Origin of the sequence: Nocardia inohanensis NBRC 100128 (assembly GCF_001612945.1) — a bacterium.
GTDB lineage: Bacteria > Actinomycetota > Actinomycetes > Mycobacteriales > Mycobacteriaceae > Nocardia > Nocardia inohanensis.
The window spans coordinates 87,621-104,953 of sequence record NZ_BDBK01000007.1; the positions used below are offsets into that span (position 1 = coordinate 87,621).

The following is a 17,333-nucleotide window of genomic DNA, read 5'->3' on the forward strand; positions in this document are numbered from 1 at the left end:
ATGGTGTAGATGGCCGAATCACTCGGTGTGGTCGGTGGCGAAGAGGGCGGCTGTCTCGGCTCGGCGGCGGCGTTGTTCGATGGGGTCGGGGACGGGGACTGCGGCGACGAGGCGCCGGGTGTACTCCTGTCCGGGGTGGCGGAGGATTTCGTCGCGGGTGCCTTGTTCGACTATTTCGCCGTGGCGCAGGACGGCTATGCGATCGGCCAGTTGGTCTACGACGGCGAGGTCGTGGCTGATGAAGAGGCAGGCCCAGCCGCATTCGGCTTGGAGTTGGGCGAAGAGTTCGAGGACTTTCGCTTGGACGGAGACGTCCAGGGCGCTGGTCGGTTCGTCGGCGATGAGCAGGTCGGGGTTCAGGACCAGGGCGCGGGCGAGGCTGACGCGCTGGCGCTGGCCGCCGGAGAGTTCGTGGGGGTAGCGGCCTTCGGTGCCGGCGGGGAGTTGGACGTCGTCGAGCAGGTGGCGGACGCGGTCGCGGCGGCCGGCCCGATCGGTGGTGCGATGGACCACCAGGGGTTCGGCTATGCAATCGCCAACGGTGAGGCGGGGATTCAGGGAGGTGGCGGGGTCTTGGAAGACGAAGCCGAGACGCTGGCGGACGGGGCGGAGGCGGCGTTCCGAGAGGCCGGTGAGTTCGGTGCCGAGGACCGACACCGAACCCGAAGTGGCTCTTTGCAACACCGCCACGCAGCGGCCGATGGTGGATTTGCCGGAGCCGGATTCGCCGACCAGGCCCAGGGTTTCACCGCGGGCGATGGTGAAGCTCACGTTCGATACGGCGCGGAAGGGCGGGCGGCCCAGGCCCCCGGAGAACTCGACCACGAGATCGCGTACTTCCAGAACGGTTTCGGCCGATGCCGCCGAGTCGCCCTGCGGCACCGGCACTTCCGCCGCGCGATCCTCGGAGCCGAGGTGCGGGACGGCCGCCAGCAGCGCCCGGGTGTAGTCGGCGGCCGGTTCGGCGAAGAGCCGGTCGACCGGCGCCTCCTCGACCACCCGGCCCGAACGCATCACCACCACACGATCGGCGAGGTCGGCCACCACGCCCATATTGTGGGTGATGAGCACGATGGCGCTGCCGATGCGATCGCGGAGATCCCGTAGCAGCTCCAGGATCTCGGCTTGGACGGTGACGTCCAAAGCCGTGGTCGGCTCGTCGGCGATGATCACCTTGGGCTCGCAGGCGATGGCGATGGCGATCACCACGCGCTGCTTCTGCCCGCCGGAGAGCTGATGCGGGTAGTAGTCCACCCGGCGTTCGGGTTCGGGCAGCCCGACCGTGCGCAGTAGTTCCACCGCGCGCGCCCGGGCCGCCTTCCGGCTCAGATCCCGGTGCGCGCGCAGCGCTTCGGCGATCTGATACCCGACGGTGAACAGCGGGTCGAGCGCACTGCCAGGTTCCTGGAACACCATCGACACCGCACCCCCTCGTAGGGCGGTGAGTTGGCGTTCGCTCATGGCGGTGATCTCGTCGGTGCCCAGCCGCACCGTGCCACGTACCCGTGCGGTGCCCGGCAGCAACCCCATCGCGGTACGTGAGCTCACTGATTTTCCGGACCCGGATTCGCCGACCACGGCCAGCACCTCGCCCGGAAACACTTGGTAGGACACCTCGCTCACCGCGTGCACCGGCCCGGCGTCGGTGGCGAAGGTGACCGAGAGCGACTCCACCGAGAGCGCGGCCCGGCGCTCGGTCTCGGCGCCCGGCTGTGCGAGGTCAGTCATCGCCGCTCTCCTTCGCGGTATCGGTGTTCACCGCGCGCCGGGTGCGCAACAGCGGATTGAACACCTCGTTGAGGCTCTCGCCGACCAGCGTCATCCCGAGCACCACGATGACGATCGCGGTGCCGGGGAAGATGCCCGGCCACCAGGTGCCGTTGGCCACCCCGGGCATGGACTTGTTGAGGTCGTAACCCCATTCGGCCGCCTGGGTGGGTTCGATGCCGAAGCCGAGGAACCCGAGCCCCGCCAGCGTCAGGATCGCTTCCGCGCCGTTGAGCGTGATGATCACCGGCAGCGACTGGGTGACGTTGGCGAGGATGTGCCGGAACAGGATTCGCGGTGTGGACGCCCCGCTGACCCGCGCGGCGTCCACATACGGTTCGTGTTTGACCACGGCCGTCGCATTGCGCACCACCCGGAAGTACTGCGGCACGAAGATGACGGTGATGGCGATGGCCGTGGCCAGCACCCCGCCGATCCGGCTGGACTGCCCGCCCGCCACGCCGATGGAGACCGCGATGGCCAGCAGCAGCGACGGGAAGGCGTACATGGCGTCCATGAACAGCACCAGCACCCGGTCCACCCAGCCGCCGAGATAGCCGGAGACCAATCCGAGTGGGACACCGGCCAGTAGCGACAGCACCAGCGACACCGCGATCACCGACAGCGCGGTGCGGGCCCCGAACACGACCCGGGAGAACACGTCCTCCCCGCGGATCGAGGTCCCGAACCAGTGCTGTGCGTTCGGTGCCTGATCGGTCCCGAATTTCACTCCGTCCGCAGCGGTCTGGGCGAAGTCGTAGGGCGCGATGAGCGGCGCGAACACCGCCGCGATCAGGAACAGCGCGATCAGCCCGAGCCCGAATATCAAGGTGGCGCGCTGCAATCCGTGCGTCAGGCCGAACAGCCGCAGCCCGGGGATGCCGCGTTTGCCGCGCAGTGCGAGCGGGGCGACCGAGGGTTCGGTCACCACTTCCGGTGCTGTCATCAGAACCTCACCCTCGGGTCGACGAAGGCCACGATCACGTCCACCAGGAAGCTCATCACCGCCACCACCACGGCGAGGAACGCCACGATGCCTTGCACGGCGACGAAATCGCGCAGCGCCAGGTATTCGGTGAGCTGGTAGCCGAGGCCCTTCCATTCGAAGGTGCGCTCGGTGAGGACGGCGCCGCCGAGCATCATGGCGATGTACATGCCCATCACGGTCACGATGGGGATCAGGGCATTGCGGAAGGCGTGCCGCCCGGTCACCACGCGTTCGGAGAGGCCGCGGGCCCGGGCGGCGTCGACGTAGTCGGCGCGCAGGGTCTGGATCAGGTTGATCCGGACCAGGCGCAGGAACACCCCCGCGGTGAGCAGGCCGAGCGCGATGGCCGGCAGCACAGCGTGTTTCAGCACATCGACGAGGTGGTCGGTGTCCCCGTACAGGATGGCGTCGATGACCAGGATGTTCGTCCGCGGCGACACATTGTGCAGGTCCAGCTCCACCACCGTCGAGGCGCGCCCGGATACCGGCAGCCAGCCGAGCTTCACCGAGAACAGCAGTTTGAGCAGCAGACCCACGAAGAACACCGGGGCCGCGTAGGCGAGGATCGCGAACAGGCGCAATCCCACATCGGCGGCCCGGTCCCGGTGTGTGGCCGCGAACCGGCCCAGCGGGATCCCGACCAGGAACGCCACCAGCAGCGCCCAGAACACCAATTCCAGGGTGGCCGCGCCGTATTCGATGATGACATCGCTGACGGCCCGATTGTCCTGGGAGCGCCCGAGATCGCCGCGCGCGAGCCGCGAGATGTACTCCCAGTACTGGGTGAGCAGTGGCCGATCCAGGCCCGCCGCGTGTTTGCGCGCGGCGAGCTGATCGGGTGGCAGGCGGCCCCCGAGCGCCGCCGTGATCGGATCGCCCACCACCCGCATCAGGAAGAACACGACGGTCACCAGGATCCAGGTGGTGGGCACGATCAGCAGCAGCCGTACCCCGAGGTACCGCAGCAGGCGGCCGGAGATCACTTGCTGATCACACCGAACCGGAACTTGAACGACGGATCGAGGGTGTTCTCGACCCCGTGCACGTTCTTGGCCGCGACGGCGATGGACTTACCCGACAGCAGCGGGATGATCGGCAGGAAATCGCTTGCGAGCGAACGCTGTACGGTCGCCAGCGCTGTCAATCGCTTGGCATTGTCGGGTTCGGTGACCTCGGCCAGCAGCTCGGCGGTGATGCGCGGATCCTCGAAGTGCGATTGCAGCATATTGTTCGGCGCGAAGAACGGGGTCAGGTAGTCGTCGGCGTCCGGGTAGTCCGGGAACCAGCCGAATTGGAAGATCGGGTAGCTGTCGCGGGCGCGTTCCTTCTGGTACGAAACCCATTCGGTGGATTGCAGATTCACCTTGAACAGCCCGCTGGCCTCCAGCTGCGATTTGATCGCCGCGTACTCCTCCGAACTGGAGGGGCCGTAATGGTCGGAGTTGTACTGGATGTTCAGCGCCAGCGGCGTGGTGACCCCGGCGTCGGCCAGGAATTTGGCCGCCTGATCCTTGTTGGGTTTGGCCCCGTAGATCTCCTTGAACGGCTCGGTCGCGCCGACGACGCCTTCCGGCACGGACGAATACGCCGGCGCCCAGGTGCCCTTGTAGACGTCGGCGGCGAGCGCGTCCCGGTCCACGATGGAGGCGATGGCCTTGCGAATGCCCAGCTTCTGCGCGGGGGTATTGCCCGGCATGGTGTTGAAGTTGAACACGATGTACCGCAGCTGCCCGCCCGGCCCGGACAGCACGTTCACCTTGTCGCTGCCGCGCAGCGAGTCGATGTCGGTGGGGGTGAGGGTGTTGTAGGCGACGTCGATATCACCGCGCTGCACATCGAGTTTCAGGTTCTCCGAAGCCGCGTAGTACTTCATCGAGACCTTCTCGGTCTTCGGCTTGCCGAACAGCCCGTTGTAATCCGGATTCGCCTGGTAGGCAACGAGTTTGTTCTTGTCGTAGCTGGTGATGGTGTACGGCCCGGAGAACGGCTTGGCCTTCACCACGTCCGCGTCCTCGAGCAGTTTGTCCTTGGGGAACACCTGCTCGTCCACGATGGCCCCGGCCTGGGTGGGCAGGATGGCCGCGAAGGTCTGGTCGTTGGCGACCTTCAGCGTGAAATCGACGGTGAGATCGTCCTTGGCCTCGGTCTTCTGGAGGTTTCCGATCAGCGAGGCGGGGCCGTTGGGGTCGTTGATGCCGAGCATGCGATCGAAGGAGAAGACCACGCTCTTGCTGGTCAGCGCATGGCCGTTGGCGAATTTCAGGCCGGGTTTGAGCTTGCAGGTGTAGACGGTGGGGCTGCTGAACTCGCACTTCTCGGCGGCGTCGGGTTTCGGAACCGCCTCGCCCGGAGCGAAATTCATCAGGAACTGGTAGACCTGCGTCTCCACCATGAGCGACCCGTTGTCGTAGGCCGCGGCGGGATCGAGGGCGAAGATCTTGTCGGTCGTGCCGATCACCAGACCCGCGCCGCCCCCTCCGTCGTCATTGGTCCGTCCGGATCCGCATCCCGCGACCGCCGCTACTACGAGGCTCGCAAGACCCACTGCCGCAACACTTCTAGCGCGCATACTGCACCACTTTCGACACGCAGCGCACAGGCCCGGGTGACGGTCCCGCCGCGCCGCGGTGGACTTCGTTTGGCTGGGCACAGTATCGGCCGGTTATAACCGGCATGTTGCCTTTACGAACAAACAGATCAGATTTTCTACGGGTGCTCGAGCAGGCCGTTGTCGCTTCTGCGCCAACCACTTCGGCGCAAATATGCCGACAAATCGGGCCTGACGTGGGCGAATCCTGGACACCCGCACAACAGTTCGGCCCGCCCGCGGAGACCGCGGACGGGCCGGACGGCCGAAGAAGTTACGGCGGTGGTGATTACGCGACTACGGGCGGCTCAGCGCGCTCGCGTTCGCATTGTCGGCCAGCAGGGTGGCCTCGGACGTATTGGAGAGCATGCCCTCCAGCACGTTCTTGCCGATGGCCGCCTCGGTCGGCAACGCGATCGGGTAGTCGCCGTCGAAACAGGCGCAGCACAACCGCGAGCGCGGCTGCTCGGTGGCGGCCACCATGCCCTCGAGCGAGATGTACCCGAGGCTGTCCGCGCCGATGGACCGGCGGACATTGTCGACCATCTCGTCGAGATTGTCGGCGGCACTGCCGGGTCCGGTGCTGTTGGCGATCAACTCCGCGGGCGAGGCGAAGTCGATGCCGTAGAAGCACGGCCACTTGACCGGCGGCGAGGCGATCCGCACATGGATCTCCAAGGCGCCCGCCTCGCGCAGCATGCGGATCAAGGCGCGCTGGGTATTGCCGCGCACGATCGAGTCGTCGACCACGATGAGCCGCTTACCGCGAATCACCTCGCGCAGCGGGTTCAGCTTGAGCCGGATGCCGAGCTGGCGAATGGTCTGGCTGGGCTGGATGAAGGTGCGGCCCACATAGGCGTTCTTCATCAGGCCCTGGCCGTAGGGCACGCCCGAGCCCTGCGCGTAACCGACCGCGGCGGGGGTGCCGGACTCCGGTACCGGGATCACCAGATCGGCCTCGATGGGGTGTTCGGCGGCCAGGCGGCGGCCGATATCCACGCGGGTGGCGTGCACGGACCGACCGGAAATGGTGGAGTCCGGCCGGGCCAGGTAGACGAATTCGAAGACGCAGCCCTTGGGCTCCGGATTGGCGAAGCGCAGCGAGCGCACCCCCTCGGCGTCGATCGCCAGCAGTTCGCCCGGCTCGATCTCGCGAACGAAGGCCGCGCCGACGATATCGAGTGCGGCGGTTTCGCTGGCAACCACCCAGCCGCGATCCAGGCGGCCCAGGCAGAGCGGGCGCACCCCGTGCGGATCACGGGCGGCGTACAGCGTGTGCTCGTCCATGAAGGTCAGGCAGAAGGCGCCGCGCAGCGTCGGCAGCAGCTCCATGGCGGCCTGCTCGATGCTCTTGTCGGCGGCGGCGTGCGCCAGCAGCGCGGTCACCACATCCGAGTCCGAGGTGGCGGCCATGCTCCCGGCGAGACGGCCGGAGATCAGTCCGGCTTCCCGTGCGCGCGCGCTCAATTCGGCGGTGTTCACGAGATTACCGTTGTGGCCCAAGGCGATTCCGGTGCCCACCGCGGTGGTGCGAAAGATCGGCTGCGCGTTCTCCCAGGTGGTGGAACCGGTGGTGGAGTAACGACAGTGACCGACCGCGACATGTCCGGGCATGGCCGCGAGGGTCTGTTCGTCGAAAACCTGGGAGACCAGGCCGAGATCCTTGAAGACCAGCACCTGCGAGCCGTCGGCGACGGCGATACCGGCCGCCTCCTGACCGCGATGCTGTAGTGCGTAGAGTCCGTAGTACGTGAGCTTGGCCACATCCTCGCCCGGGGCCCAGACACCGAAAACACCGCATTCTTCACGCGGTTCGTTCTCGTCCTGGTCGGAGGTGATGGCAGCGGGGGGCAGAGTCACCAGTTGCTCCCTGTTCGGCGGGCGGGGGGCACGAGCCAGTCTACGGCTCGCCATAAAACCAACGCGCGCCGGTTACCCCTGATTCCTCCGCGTTTGCTGCTAGCGTCCGGAACGTGACGACGACCGACAGCTCGGCAACCACACCCCGACGGCATTTGACCCCGTTTAAATGGGCGTTTCCGATCGTGGTCGTGACGCTGCTGGCCTCGCTGCTGGGCGTCATGTACCTCGACTACGTGGTCGACCCGGAGCAGAACCTGCACGACTTCCCGATCGCGCTGGTGAATCAGGATGTGGGCGACGATCTCTCGGGGGCCGGCGGGCAGAGCAAGCACGTCAACTTCGGCGATCAGGTGGCGCAGGGGCTGGAGCAGGCGGTGCCGGCCGACAAGATCGACCTGCGGGTGCTCGGCATCAACGAGGCGCAGTTGCAGATGCAGCAGGCGCAGGTGTACGCGACCATCATCATTCCGAGCGACTTCTCCAAGCGATTGGGGATTCTGGGGGTCGGGTCGATCGTGCCCGGCGATATCGAGAAGCCGGTGATCACGCTCCAGACCAATCCGCGCACCGGGGCTTTCACGACCGCGATCGTGCAGAAGTTCGGGGCCGAAGCGCTGACCCAGGTGGACAAGCAGGTCGGGCAGCAGCTCACCGAAACGGTCAAGGCGCAGCTGACCCCACCGGACGGCGGTGCGGCGCCGCAGGTCTCGGGCGCCACCCAGATCGTGCTGGCCTCCCCGCTGAAGATCGCGGTCGAACAGTTCCGCCCGCTGCCCGGCGGTTCCGGTGAGGGCCTGACCGCCTTCTTCTATTCGCTGCTGCTGCTCTTGGTCGGCATGGTCGGCGCGATGATCATCCACCAGCTCATCGACTCCGCGCTCGGCTTCCTGCCCACCGAATGGGGTCCCTGGTACGTGCACTTCCCGCGCGCGCCCATCTCCCGCCTCCACACCCTGCTGCTCAAGTGGGCGGCGATCACGGTGCTGGCGGTCGTGGTCTCGGGCGTGCTGTTGCTGATCGGCAAGGGCCTCGGCATGCCCATCGACAAACCGCTGACCCTGTTCATCTTCGGCGCGTTCGTCATCATGGCCGTCGGCTTCACCTGTTCCTCGGTGCTGGCGGCGGTCGGCACGGCCGGCCTGATCATCAACCTGATCATCTTCATCATCCTGGGCCTGCCCTCCTCGGGCGGCACCGTCCCCATCGAGGCGACCCCCAAGTACTTCGGCTGGCTGGCCAGGTTCGAGCCCATGCACCAGGTCTTCCTGGGCACCCGCTCGATCCTCTACTTCAACGGCAGCGGCGTGGCCGGCCTCACCCGCGGCGCCTGGATGACCGCCCTCGGCCTGGCCGTCGGCATCGTCTTCGGCCTCGCGATCACCATCTTCTACGACCGGAAGGGCTTGGAGCGCAAGCCCGCCCAAGCCACCGCCTGATCAGAGCTGCACGACCGGCAGCCACCGCGCCACTTCGGACGCCCGGCTGCCGGACGCGGTGAGCGCCCCCGCCTCGAGGGCACTCTCGAACTCGAGCAACCCGGTCGCCAGCAGCAACCAGGTCCGAGCATCGGTCTCCACCACATTCGGCGGCGTCCCCCGGGTATGCCGCGGTCCTTCGATGCATTGCACCGCCACGAACGGCGGCACCCGCACCTCCACCGAATGCCCCGGCGCATCCGCCGCCAGCGTCCGCGCGGTCCCCCGCACGGCCGCCGCGATGTCGGTCCGCCCCGGCTGCTCCACGCTCTCGTCGTGCAGCCACTCCCCCACCGCCGCGAGCGCCGCCCGCAGTTCCGCCGGATCCACCTTCGCCTGTCGTGCCACGTCAGCGAGGTTACCGCCGCCCACCGACGCGATTACGCGACAGTCCGCCGAGTCATCCGGCGCGCGGAGACCGGGGTGAGCGCGCCACCGGCGTTGAGAGCCAGGTGAGCGAGGGCGGGCGCGGTGGCGCTGCCGGTGTGGCGGTAGAGGGCATCGAAGATCAGACCCGCGCCGCCGGTGATGGCGACGGTGGCGGGGATGGGGTCACCGGCGTTGTGGGCGGGGCGGATGTGGGCGAGGCCGAAAAGTAGGGCGCCGAGCCAGCTTCCGGGGCGGCCGAGGGAGCGCTCCAGGAGTGGGGTGAGGGTGGCTCGGTAGACGAGTTCTTCGCTGTAGACGGTGCCGCCGGGGATGTGTGCGCCTGCCCATTCGGCGATGTGGACCTCGGGGCTGCGGTCTTCGAGCTCGGCGAGGTGGCGGCGCAGGGACGGGATGGTCAGGGCCGCAACGTAACCGGTGGTCAGTACGGCTGCCACTGCGGTGCCCGCGCGCAGGCCGCGGGGGGACACCCAGTTCGGATCGCCTTTGAAGACCAGGGCGTAGGTGGTGGCGAAGGCGGCGCTGGAGAGCGAGCGGGCTCGGATGTTCATGCCGAGGGCGGGGAGGGCCCAATTGCTCCAGAGCATCGGAAGTGCCGCTGCGGCCAGGACTTTCGGCAGCGTCATTTGATGGCTCGTTCGTAATCTTCGGCCAGTTCGATCTGGGTGCGGATCTTCTCGCGGAGTTCGGGGGTCCAATCCGGGGGCGCGGCAATGGCTTCCCAGCCGTCCAGGACCAGGGAGCCGTAGCGGTGGCCGTGGCCGTCGCTGACGCCCTGGGCGTTGGCGAGGTCGGCGACCAGCTGCCAGAAGGTGACGAAGGGCCACCAGCGCATCTGGGTGGAGACGTCGGAGCCCCGGGGTTCGGAGAGCCAATCCGGTTGGGAGAAGATGAGATCCGAGGACCACCAGACGATGGGGTCGGACGGGTGCTGGAGGTAGGCGATGCGGGGGTTGCGCCAGTCCGGGGCGGGCCTGCCCAGATCGGCTGCGGTGGCGGCGAATCGGACCACCAGGCCGTCGGCGTAGATCGGATCCACTTCGCGGGTGCCCGGATCGCGGCGGGAGACGAACTGTTGCCAGAGGCGGTTGGAGTTGGGCGGCCCGACCCAAAGCGCGCCGTCCACTTCGGATCTCAGATCGGCCAGCCCGTCGAAGGCGGCCTCGGAACCCTGTGAGCCGAGGCTCTCGCCGTAGACCAGCAGTTTGGGCCGATGCTCGGCCGGCTGCCGCGACCAGCGCCGGTAGACCGCGTCGAACATCTTGCGCCCGTTGATCGCCACCTTCTGGCGGTCCGCCAGGAAGGACAGCACACTGGGCAGATACGAGTACTGCGAGGCCACGATCGCGGTGTCGCCGCCGTACATGTATTCGATCGCGGAGGCGCTCATCCCGTTCACCCAGCCGGTGCCGGTCGTGGTGACCAGGACGAGGGCCTTGCGGTCGAATGCCCCGGTGCGCTCCAACTCGGCGACGGCGAGGGCTTCCTGCGTGGTGTCCTCGGACGCGGATTCCAGCCCCACGTAGACCCGGATCGGTTCGCGCGCGGGCTTTCCGGTGGCGGCGCTGATCAGCAGCGGGTCCGGACCGTGCGAGACGAACCAGCGCCCCTCCGAACCGAGGGTCTCCCATTTCGCCAGGGACGCCGGGCTTCCGGAGCGTTCCGGCTTGTCCGGCCGCACCGCGAAATCGGTCATCCTGTCATTGCGCACGCTGAACGCCGAGTTGGCGACCGCGAAGAAGGCGCGGGTGGCGACACCGTTGAACAGCATCAGGATGAGCAGGCTCAGCAGCAGCGCACCGGTGGCGGGGGCGAGCGCGGGCGGCACCCGCACCCAGCGGCTGAGCTGGCGGCCGGTGAAGCGAACCGCTTCGCGCAGTGTGCGATACACCGCCACCACGAGCGCGCCGACCGCGAAACTCAGTCCGCCGGTGCGCAGGTAGGCGGCGCGGGTGGTGCCCTCCATGCCCATCAGGCCGTAGATCTCGCGCTGCCAGTCGGCCGATTGCACCAGCATGTAGGCGGCGACCAGCACGCAGGTCAGCACGATCGCGACCTTGACCGCGTAGCGCACCCATTCGGGCGGAGTGCTGATCTTGATCTTGGGTCGAATCCACTTGCGGAACAACCATTGCAGGAGGCAGCCGACGCCGTAGCCGATGGCGGCATTGATGCCGGAGATCAGGCCCTGGAACAGCCAGTCGCGCGGCACCAGCGACGGGGTGACCGACCAGGCGAAGAACAGGGTGGCGAAGACCAGCCCGGTGTGATTGAGATCGATGACGTCCTCGACGCCCTTGGCGACGGTCGCGACCCGCCTGCCCCAGCCGTGCCGAAAGGCCGCGCGGGCGCGAATACGCGACCGCGTCACGGCATCGGCGAGGTCGAACACCCGTCAAGTATGGCCGCAGGCGGTCGGAATCCGGGGAGGCAGGAGTGTGAGAGATCCAACCGCTTCGGCGTGTCGAGCACGGGTTATACCCATGGCACTCGAGTATTTGTACGCGGTCGGACGCGCCGGCGGGACGGCAGAGTCACAGGGCATGAGCACTCCCGGCGCACAGTCCAAGAGCACCAACGCGTTTCTGGTTCAGGCTGCCATCGCTTTCGCAATCAGCTTCTCCGCCATGGGGATCGGGATCGTCAGACTGCCACTGGATTTCTGGCAGCGCGGATTCCTCGTCATGAGCATGCTTTTCCTGGTCAGCTCCTGCTTCACCCTCGCGAAAGTCGTTCGCGACCAGCACGAACAGCACAAAGTCCACAGCCGCATCGACGAAGCCCGGCTCGAGAAGCTCATGGCCGAACACGACCCCTTCAAGGTCGTCTCATAACCAACTCTCGGGACTCTCAGGGGCTTCGCCCCCGAACCCCCCAAAGATGAAGCACCCCGCTGGATCCGGTCGAGGGGTCCGGATCCAGCGGGGTGTTTCGTTGTGTGGCTTAGTGGTCGCCGTTGCCGAAGAGGGCGGGCAGGGTGCCTTCGAAGGCGGTGCGCAGTTCGTCCAGCGGGATGCTGAACTGGCCCTGCACCTCGAAGGAGTCGGAGCCCTGATCCACCACGCCGATGCGGGTCCACGGCATCTGGCGCGCGGTCAGCATCTGGGTGAAGCGGATCTCCTCGTTGCGCGGCACCGCCACCAGGACGCGGCCGGCCGATTCGGAGAAGAGGGCGACGAACGGGTCGGCGTTCTCGGGAAGCAGGATGCGGCAACCGGTTTCACCTGCGAGCGCGGCTTCGACGACGGTCTGCGCCAGGCCGCCTTCGGAGAGGTCGTGGGCGGCGGAGATCATGCCGTCCCGCGATCCGATGGCCAGGATCTCGGCGATGGCCTGCTCGCGGGCGAAGTCGACCTTGGGCGGCAGCCCGCCGAGGTGATCGTGCTCGACCTGGGCCCAGATGGAGCCGTCCAGCTCGTCATGGGTTTCGCCGAGCAGGATGAGCGATTCGCCCGGCTCGTCGCCGAGGCCGGTCGGAATGCGGCGGTGCACATCGTCGATGACGCCGAGCACGCCCACCACCGGGGTCGGCAGGATGGCATCGCGACCGGTCTGGTTGTAGAACGACACATTGCCGCCGGTGACCGGAATGCCCAGCGCCACACAGCCGTCCGCGAGACCGCGCACGGCCTGCTGGAACTGCCACATGACGCCCGGATCCTCCGGCGAACCGAAGTTCAGGCAGTTGGTGACGGCCTTCGGGGTGGCGCCGGTGACGGCGACATTGCGGAAGGCTTCGGCCAGCGCCAGCTGCGCACCGGTGTACGGGTCCAGCTTGGTGTAGCGGCCGGAGGCGTCGGTGGCCAGGGCGATACCGCGGCCCGACTCCTCGTCGATGCGGATGACGCCGGCGTCGGCGTGCTCGGCGAGCACGGTATTGCCGCGCACGTAGCGGTCGTACTGCTCGGTGATCCACTTGCGCGAGCACAGCTGCGGGCTGGCGACCATCTTCAGCAGGGTGGCGCGCAGTTCCTCACCGGTCTTGGGCCGGTTCAGCGCGGCGGTCGAATCCTGGTTCAGCGCATCCTGATTCGCGGGCCGCTCCACCGGGCGCTCGTAGACCGGGCCCTGGTGGGCGACGGTGCGCGGCGGCACATCCACCACGGTCTCGCCGTGCCAGGTGATGACCAGGTGCTCGCCGTCGGTGACCTCACCGATGACGGTGGCGGTGACATCCCACTTCTTGCAGACCGCCATGAAGGCGTCCACGTTCTCGGGGGTGACGACCGCGCACATGCGTTCTTGGGACTCGCTCGAAAGGATCTCGGCGGGAGTCATATTGGCGGCGCGCAGCGGCACCTGGTCGAGCTCGATGCGCATGCCGCCGTCACCGGCCGCCGCGAGTTCGGAAGTGGCGCAGGAGAGTCCGGCGCCGCCGAGGTCCTGGATGCCCACCACCAGGTCGGCGTGGTACAGGTCGAGACAGCACTCGATGAGCACCTTCTCGGCGAACGGGTCGCCGACCTGCACGGCAGGCAGCTTCTTGCGGCCGCCGGTCTCGTCGCCCGCGAAGGAGTCCGAGGCCAGCACCGAGACGCCGCCGATGCCGTCGAGGCCGGTGCGCGCACCGAACAGAATGATCTTGTTGCCCTGACCGGAAGCGAAGGCCAGGTGCAGGTCCTCGACCCGCATGACACCGGCGCACAGCGCGTTGACCAGCGGATTGCCCTGGTAGGAGGCATCGAACACGGTCTCGCCGCCGACATTCGGCAGGCCCAGCGAATTGCCGTAACCGCCGACGCCGCGCACCACGCCGTCGACCACGCGCCGGGTGTCCGGGTGGTCGGCCGCACCGAAGCGCAGCTGGTCCATGACGGCGATCGGGCGCGCGCCCATGGCCATGATGTCGCGGACGATGCCGCCGACGCCGGTGGCCGCACCCTGGTAGGGCTCCACGTACGAGGGGTGGTTGTGCGATTCGACCTTGAAGGTGACCGCCCAGCCGTCGCCGATGTCCACCACGCCCGCGTTCTCGCCGATGCCCGCGAGCATCGAGGAGCGCATCTCGTCGGTGGTGGTCTCACCGAAGTAGCGCAGGTGCACCTTCGAGGACTTGTACGAGCAGTGCTCGGACCACATCACCGAGTACATGGCCAGTTCGGCGTCGGTGGGCCGGCGGCCGAGGATTTCCTTGATCCGGGCGTACTCGTCGTCCTTGAGGCCGAGTTCCCGGTAGGGCTGCGCAGTGTCCGGAGATGCCGCGGCGTTGCTGACGGTATCGACGTGGCTGGTCACGGGAATACCAGAGTCCTTTCGGCCGGGCAGGTGAGAACCGAGAGCCGGCATGCTGGATATCGGCGAGATACGCAGGTGAGTCTAGTTGCCCGGCATTTCCCGCCTGTCACCACCTGCTGATGTGTCCGGGAGCACATCGGGGCCGGTTCCGGTCGTGGTTCGAGCCGCGGACCGGAGCCGGCGGGGCCACCCATTACTCTTGGCCCGTGAGCGATCGATCCGGGCTCGCGGATCCGGCGAAGCCCGTGACCGCGCCAGAAGGTAGGACGCGGCTGACGCGGCAGCAGGTGGCGCTGCTGGTGATCGCGGCGGCCATGTTCGCGGTGTCCGCGAAGATGTGCAGCGATAAGGCGTGGCACGGATATATCGACCTTCAGGTGTATCGCAACGGCGGGCGCGCGCTGCTGGACGGCAAGGATCTGTACGGGCAGATGCCCGAGGTGTTCGGGATCGGGCTGCCGTTCACCTATCCGCCCCCGGCCGCGTTCTTCTTCGCACCGCTGGCGCTGATGTCGCTGCATGTCGCCGAATGGGTCGTGCTGATCTCCTCGATCGTCGCGCTGGCGCTGACCCTGTGGGTGGTGCTGCAACGGCTGCGGCCGAGCATGGCGGTGGCGACCCGGCTGGCCGTGGTGGTGGGCGCGACGGCGCTGGCGCAGGGCCTGGAGCCGGTCTGGCAGACCTACGGGTTCGGTCAGATCAATCTGATCCTGATGGCGGCCATCGCGCTGGATTGCCTGGTGCCCAAGCCTTTCTGGCCGCGCGGGCTGCTGATCGGCATCGCGGTGTCGGTGAAGCTGACCCCGGCCGCCTACATCCTTTTCTTCCTGCTGCAACAGGATTGGGGTCCGGCCATCGCCCGGGCGCGCGCGTCGGGTCCGGTGTTGTCGGCGCGGGGCGCGCTGGCGCGGCTGCGGACCGTCCCGGTTCCGGCGTACACCTTGGTGGCGTCCTGCCTGGGCGCGATCCTGGTGGGTTTCGCGGTGGTGCCGCACGATTCGACGACCTACTGGTTCCACACGCTGTTCGACACCTCGCGCATCGGGCAGCCGGAGTTCTCGGGCAATCAGTCGCTCAAGGGTTTCGCGTTCCGGCTGGGCGTTTCGGAATCGCTCGCCAATGCCATCTGGCTGGGGCTGTCGCTGCTGACGGTGGTGCTCGCGATCATCTGGATGCGCCGCCTGTTCAGCGTCGGTGCGAAGGCCGCGGCCCTCATGGTGAATGCCGGTATGGTGCTGCTGATTTCGCCGGTGTCCTGGTCGCACCACTGGGTCTGGACCGCGCCCGCGCTGCTCATCGCCGCCGACGCCATCCTGCGCGGGCGGCGGGATCCGCTGTTCCTCGCCGCCTTCGCGCTCGCGATCGCCGCCTTCACGGCCCAGCCGCAGTGGCTGCTGCCCTACGACCACGGCGTCGAGCTCACCTGGTCCTGGTGGGAGCAGATCATCGGCAGCAGCTACCCGCTGCTCACCCTGGCCATCTTCATCGGCGCGGTGCTCACCTACCGCCCGAATCCGGACAAGGTGAAGTGAACGTGGGGCTGCGCCCCACACCCCACAAATGACCAGGCCCGCCTGCGCTGTAGCGCAGGCGGGCCTTTCACGTGCGGGCGACCGACTTCCCCTCGCGCGACACAGCTCGTTTCGGGGTGGCGCCCGCCTAGCGCGGGGATTCGGGGGTGAGGAAGGCGGCGAGGGCCGCGGCGTAGGCGGGAACGTCTGCGGCGCCCATCATTTCGCGGGCGGAGTGCATGGCGAGCTGGGCCGCGCCGACATCCACGGTGGGCATACCGGTGCGGGCCGCGGTCATCGGGCCGATGGTGGATCCGCAGGGCAGGTCGGCGCGGTGCACGTAGCGCTGCAACGGCACGTCCGCCTGCGCGCAGGCCAGTGCGAAGGCACCCGCACCCGCCGCGTCGGTGGCGTAGCGGAGGTTCTGGTTGACCTTCAGCACCGGACCGCCGTTGACCTCGATGCGATGCGAGGGTTCGTGCCGGTCCGGGTAGTTGGGGTGGGTGGCGTGCGCCATATCACCGGAGGCACAGACCGAACCCGCGAGCGCCGCAAGGTATTCGGCGCGCCCGCCGCCCCGGGTCAGCACGATGCGCTCCAAAACCGTGGGCAGCAGCCCGGACTGCGCGCCGCGATCGGATTGGCTACCGACCTCTTCGTGATCGAACATGGCCAGCACCGGCACGGCCGCGCCGGGTTCGGCGACGGCGGCCAAGAAGGCCCGAAGGCCCGCGTAACAGGTGCCCTGATTGTCCAGGCGCGGTGCGGACACCAGGTCCAGATCCCGCCCGATCAGCTTGGACGGCACCAGATCATGGGTCATCAGTTCCCAGCCGAGCACGGCCGACGCTTCGACGCCGGAGCGTTCGGCGATGAACGCCATGAACGAGCGCGGCTCTCCGCCGATCCCCCACACCGCGTTCACGTGCCGCTGCGGATCGAGGGTGACCCCGCGCCGGTCCTCGGAGAGGTGGATGGCCAGCTGCGGGACCCGCATGATGGGTTCGTCGATGCGAATCAGCCGCTCCCGCACCACGTTTCCGTCGCGCACCGAGAGCCGTCCGCTGATGCCGAGGTCGCGGTCCAGCCACGAGTTCAGCCAGGCCCCGCCGTAGGGTTCCAGCCCGACCATCTGCCAGCCGGCCACCGCCATATCGGGGTGCTGCTTCACGCGCAGGTTGGGGCTGTCGGTGTGCGCGCCGACCACGCGGAAGGGCGTGGCCTGCCCGGTGCGGAATCCGGTGGGCGCCCCCGGGCCACCGTCGGCCCACGCCACCACCGATCCGCCGCGCACCACGTAGTATCGCCCGGCGCTGTTGGACGGCCACGGCGCGGATTCCGAGAGCCGGGTGAAGCCGTGGTCGTCGAGCTCCGCGGCGACCGTCCGGCACACATGGAACGGGGACGGCGAGGCGTCGATGAATTCACACAATCCGGCGGCGGTAGCGGTGGTTTCGGCGACTGGCATGCCCGCAATCCTAAGCGTGCCCGGTTCAGTTTTCCCTGATCGGTCCGTCGTG

Annotated in this window: 13 protein-coding genes; 3 read left to right on the top strand and 10 right to left on the bottom strand. The window is 67.8% G+C overall.

Annotated elements, in window-relative coordinates; genetic code table 11:
* Window positions 1–18: 18 nt before the first annotated feature.
* The 5 genes from NI1_RS14500 to purF form a co-directional block, all read right to left on the bottom strand.
* Window positions 19–1,728, bottom strand: a complete 1,710-nt coding sequence (locus NI1_RS14500; protein WP_067819953.1) for an ABC transporter ATP-binding protein — start codon at window positions 1,726–1,728, stop codon at window positions 19–21.
* Complete coding sequence (locus tag NI1_RS14505) at window positions 1,721–2,713, bottom strand: ABC transporter permease (protein WP_067819955.1); 993 nt, start codon at window positions 2,711–2,713, stop codon at window positions 1,721–1,723. Before NI1_RS14505 ends, NI1_RS14500 begins: the two co-directional genes overlap by 8 nt.
* Window positions 2,713–3,735: an ABC transporter permease gene (locus tag NI1_RS14510; RefSeq protein ID WP_067820524.1), complete on the bottom strand. Its 1,023-nt coding sequence runs from the start codon at window positions 3,733–3,735 to the stop codon at window positions 2,713–2,715. Before NI1_RS14510 ends, NI1_RS14505 begins: the two co-directional genes overlap by 1 nt.
* Window positions 3,735–5,324, bottom strand: a complete 1,590-nt coding sequence (locus NI1_RS14515; RefSeq protein WP_084523205.1) for an ABC transporter substrate-binding protein — start codon at window positions 5,322–5,324, stop codon at window positions 3,735–3,737. Before NI1_RS14515 ends, NI1_RS14510 begins: the two co-directional genes overlap by 1 nt.
* Before the next feature lie 315 nt (window positions 5,325–5,639).
* Window positions 5,640–7,202: an amidophosphoribosyltransferase gene (gene purF / locus NI1_RS14520; RefSeq protein WP_245663223.1), complete on the bottom strand. Its 1,563-nt coding sequence runs from the start codon at window positions 7,200–7,202 to the stop codon at window positions 5,640–5,642.
* Between the two features lie 191 nt (window positions 7,203–7,393).
* On the opposite strand from purF, the gene NI1_RS14525 reads away from it, so the two are divergent.
* A complete protein-coding gene (locus tag NI1_RS14525; protein WP_281179495.1) occupies window positions 7,394–8,641 on the top strand; it encodes a YhgE/Pip domain-containing protein in 1,248 nt (415 codons plus the stop codon).
* Here NI1_RS14525 and NI1_RS14530 read toward each other — a convergent pair whose 3' ends face one another.
* The 3 genes from NI1_RS14530 to NI1_RS14540 are packed head-to-tail and all read right to left on the bottom strand — an operon-like array spanning window position 8,642 to window position 11,348.
* Entirely contained in the window at window positions 8,642–9,028 is a 387-nt protein-coding gene (locus NI1_RS14530; protein WP_067819962.1) for a sterol carrier family protein, read from the bottom strand.
* A gap of 32 nt (window positions 9,029–9,060) precedes the next feature.
* Complete coding sequence (locus NI1_RS14535) at window positions 9,061–9,693, bottom strand: CPBP family intramembrane glutamic endopeptidase (RefSeq protein WP_067819965.1); 633 nt, start codon at window positions 9,691–9,693, stop codon at window positions 9,061–9,063.
* Entirely contained in the window at window positions 9,690–11,348 is a 1,659-nt protein-coding gene (locus NI1_RS14540) for an alpha/beta hydrolase (protein WP_439957264.1), read from the bottom strand. Before NI1_RS14540 ends, NI1_RS14535 begins: the two co-directional genes overlap by 4 nt.
* 262 nt (window positions 11,349–11,610) lie before the next feature.
* Between NI1_RS14540 and NI1_RS14545 the strand changes: the two genes are divergently transcribed.
* Entirely contained in the window at window positions 11,611–11,901 is a 291-nt protein-coding gene (locus tag NI1_RS14545; protein WP_067820535.1) for a YiaA/YiaB family inner membrane protein, read from the top strand.
* A gap of 109 nt (window positions 11,902–12,010) precedes the next feature.
* Here the strand turns inward: NI1_RS14545 and purL are convergent, their stop codons facing one another.
* Entirely contained in the window at window positions 12,011–14,302 is a 2,292-nt protein-coding gene (purL, locus tag NI1_RS14550; RefSeq protein ID WP_067819967.1) for a phosphoribosylformylglycinamidine synthase subunit PurL, read from the bottom strand.
* A 206-nt stretch (window positions 14,303–14,508) separates the two neighbouring features.
* On the opposite strand from purL, the gene NI1_RS14555 reads away from it, so the two are divergent.
* The gene (locus NI1_RS14555) at window positions 14,509–15,834 is read left to right on the top strand and encodes a glycosyltransferase 87 family protein (RefSeq protein WP_245663224.1); all 1,326 of its coding nucleotides are present in this window, start codon (window positions 14,509–14,511) and stop codon (window positions 15,832–15,834) included.
* Window positions 15,835–15,961: 127 nt separating this feature from the next.
* Here NI1_RS14555 and NI1_RS14560 read toward each other — a convergent pair whose 3' ends face one another.
* Window positions 15,962–17,281, bottom strand: coding sequence for a M18 family aminopeptidase (locus NI1_RS14560; protein WP_067819970.1), 1,320 nt, complete (start codon window positions 17,279–17,281; stop codon window positions 15,962–15,964).
* Between the last annotated feature and the right edge of the window lie 52 nt (window positions 17,282–17,333).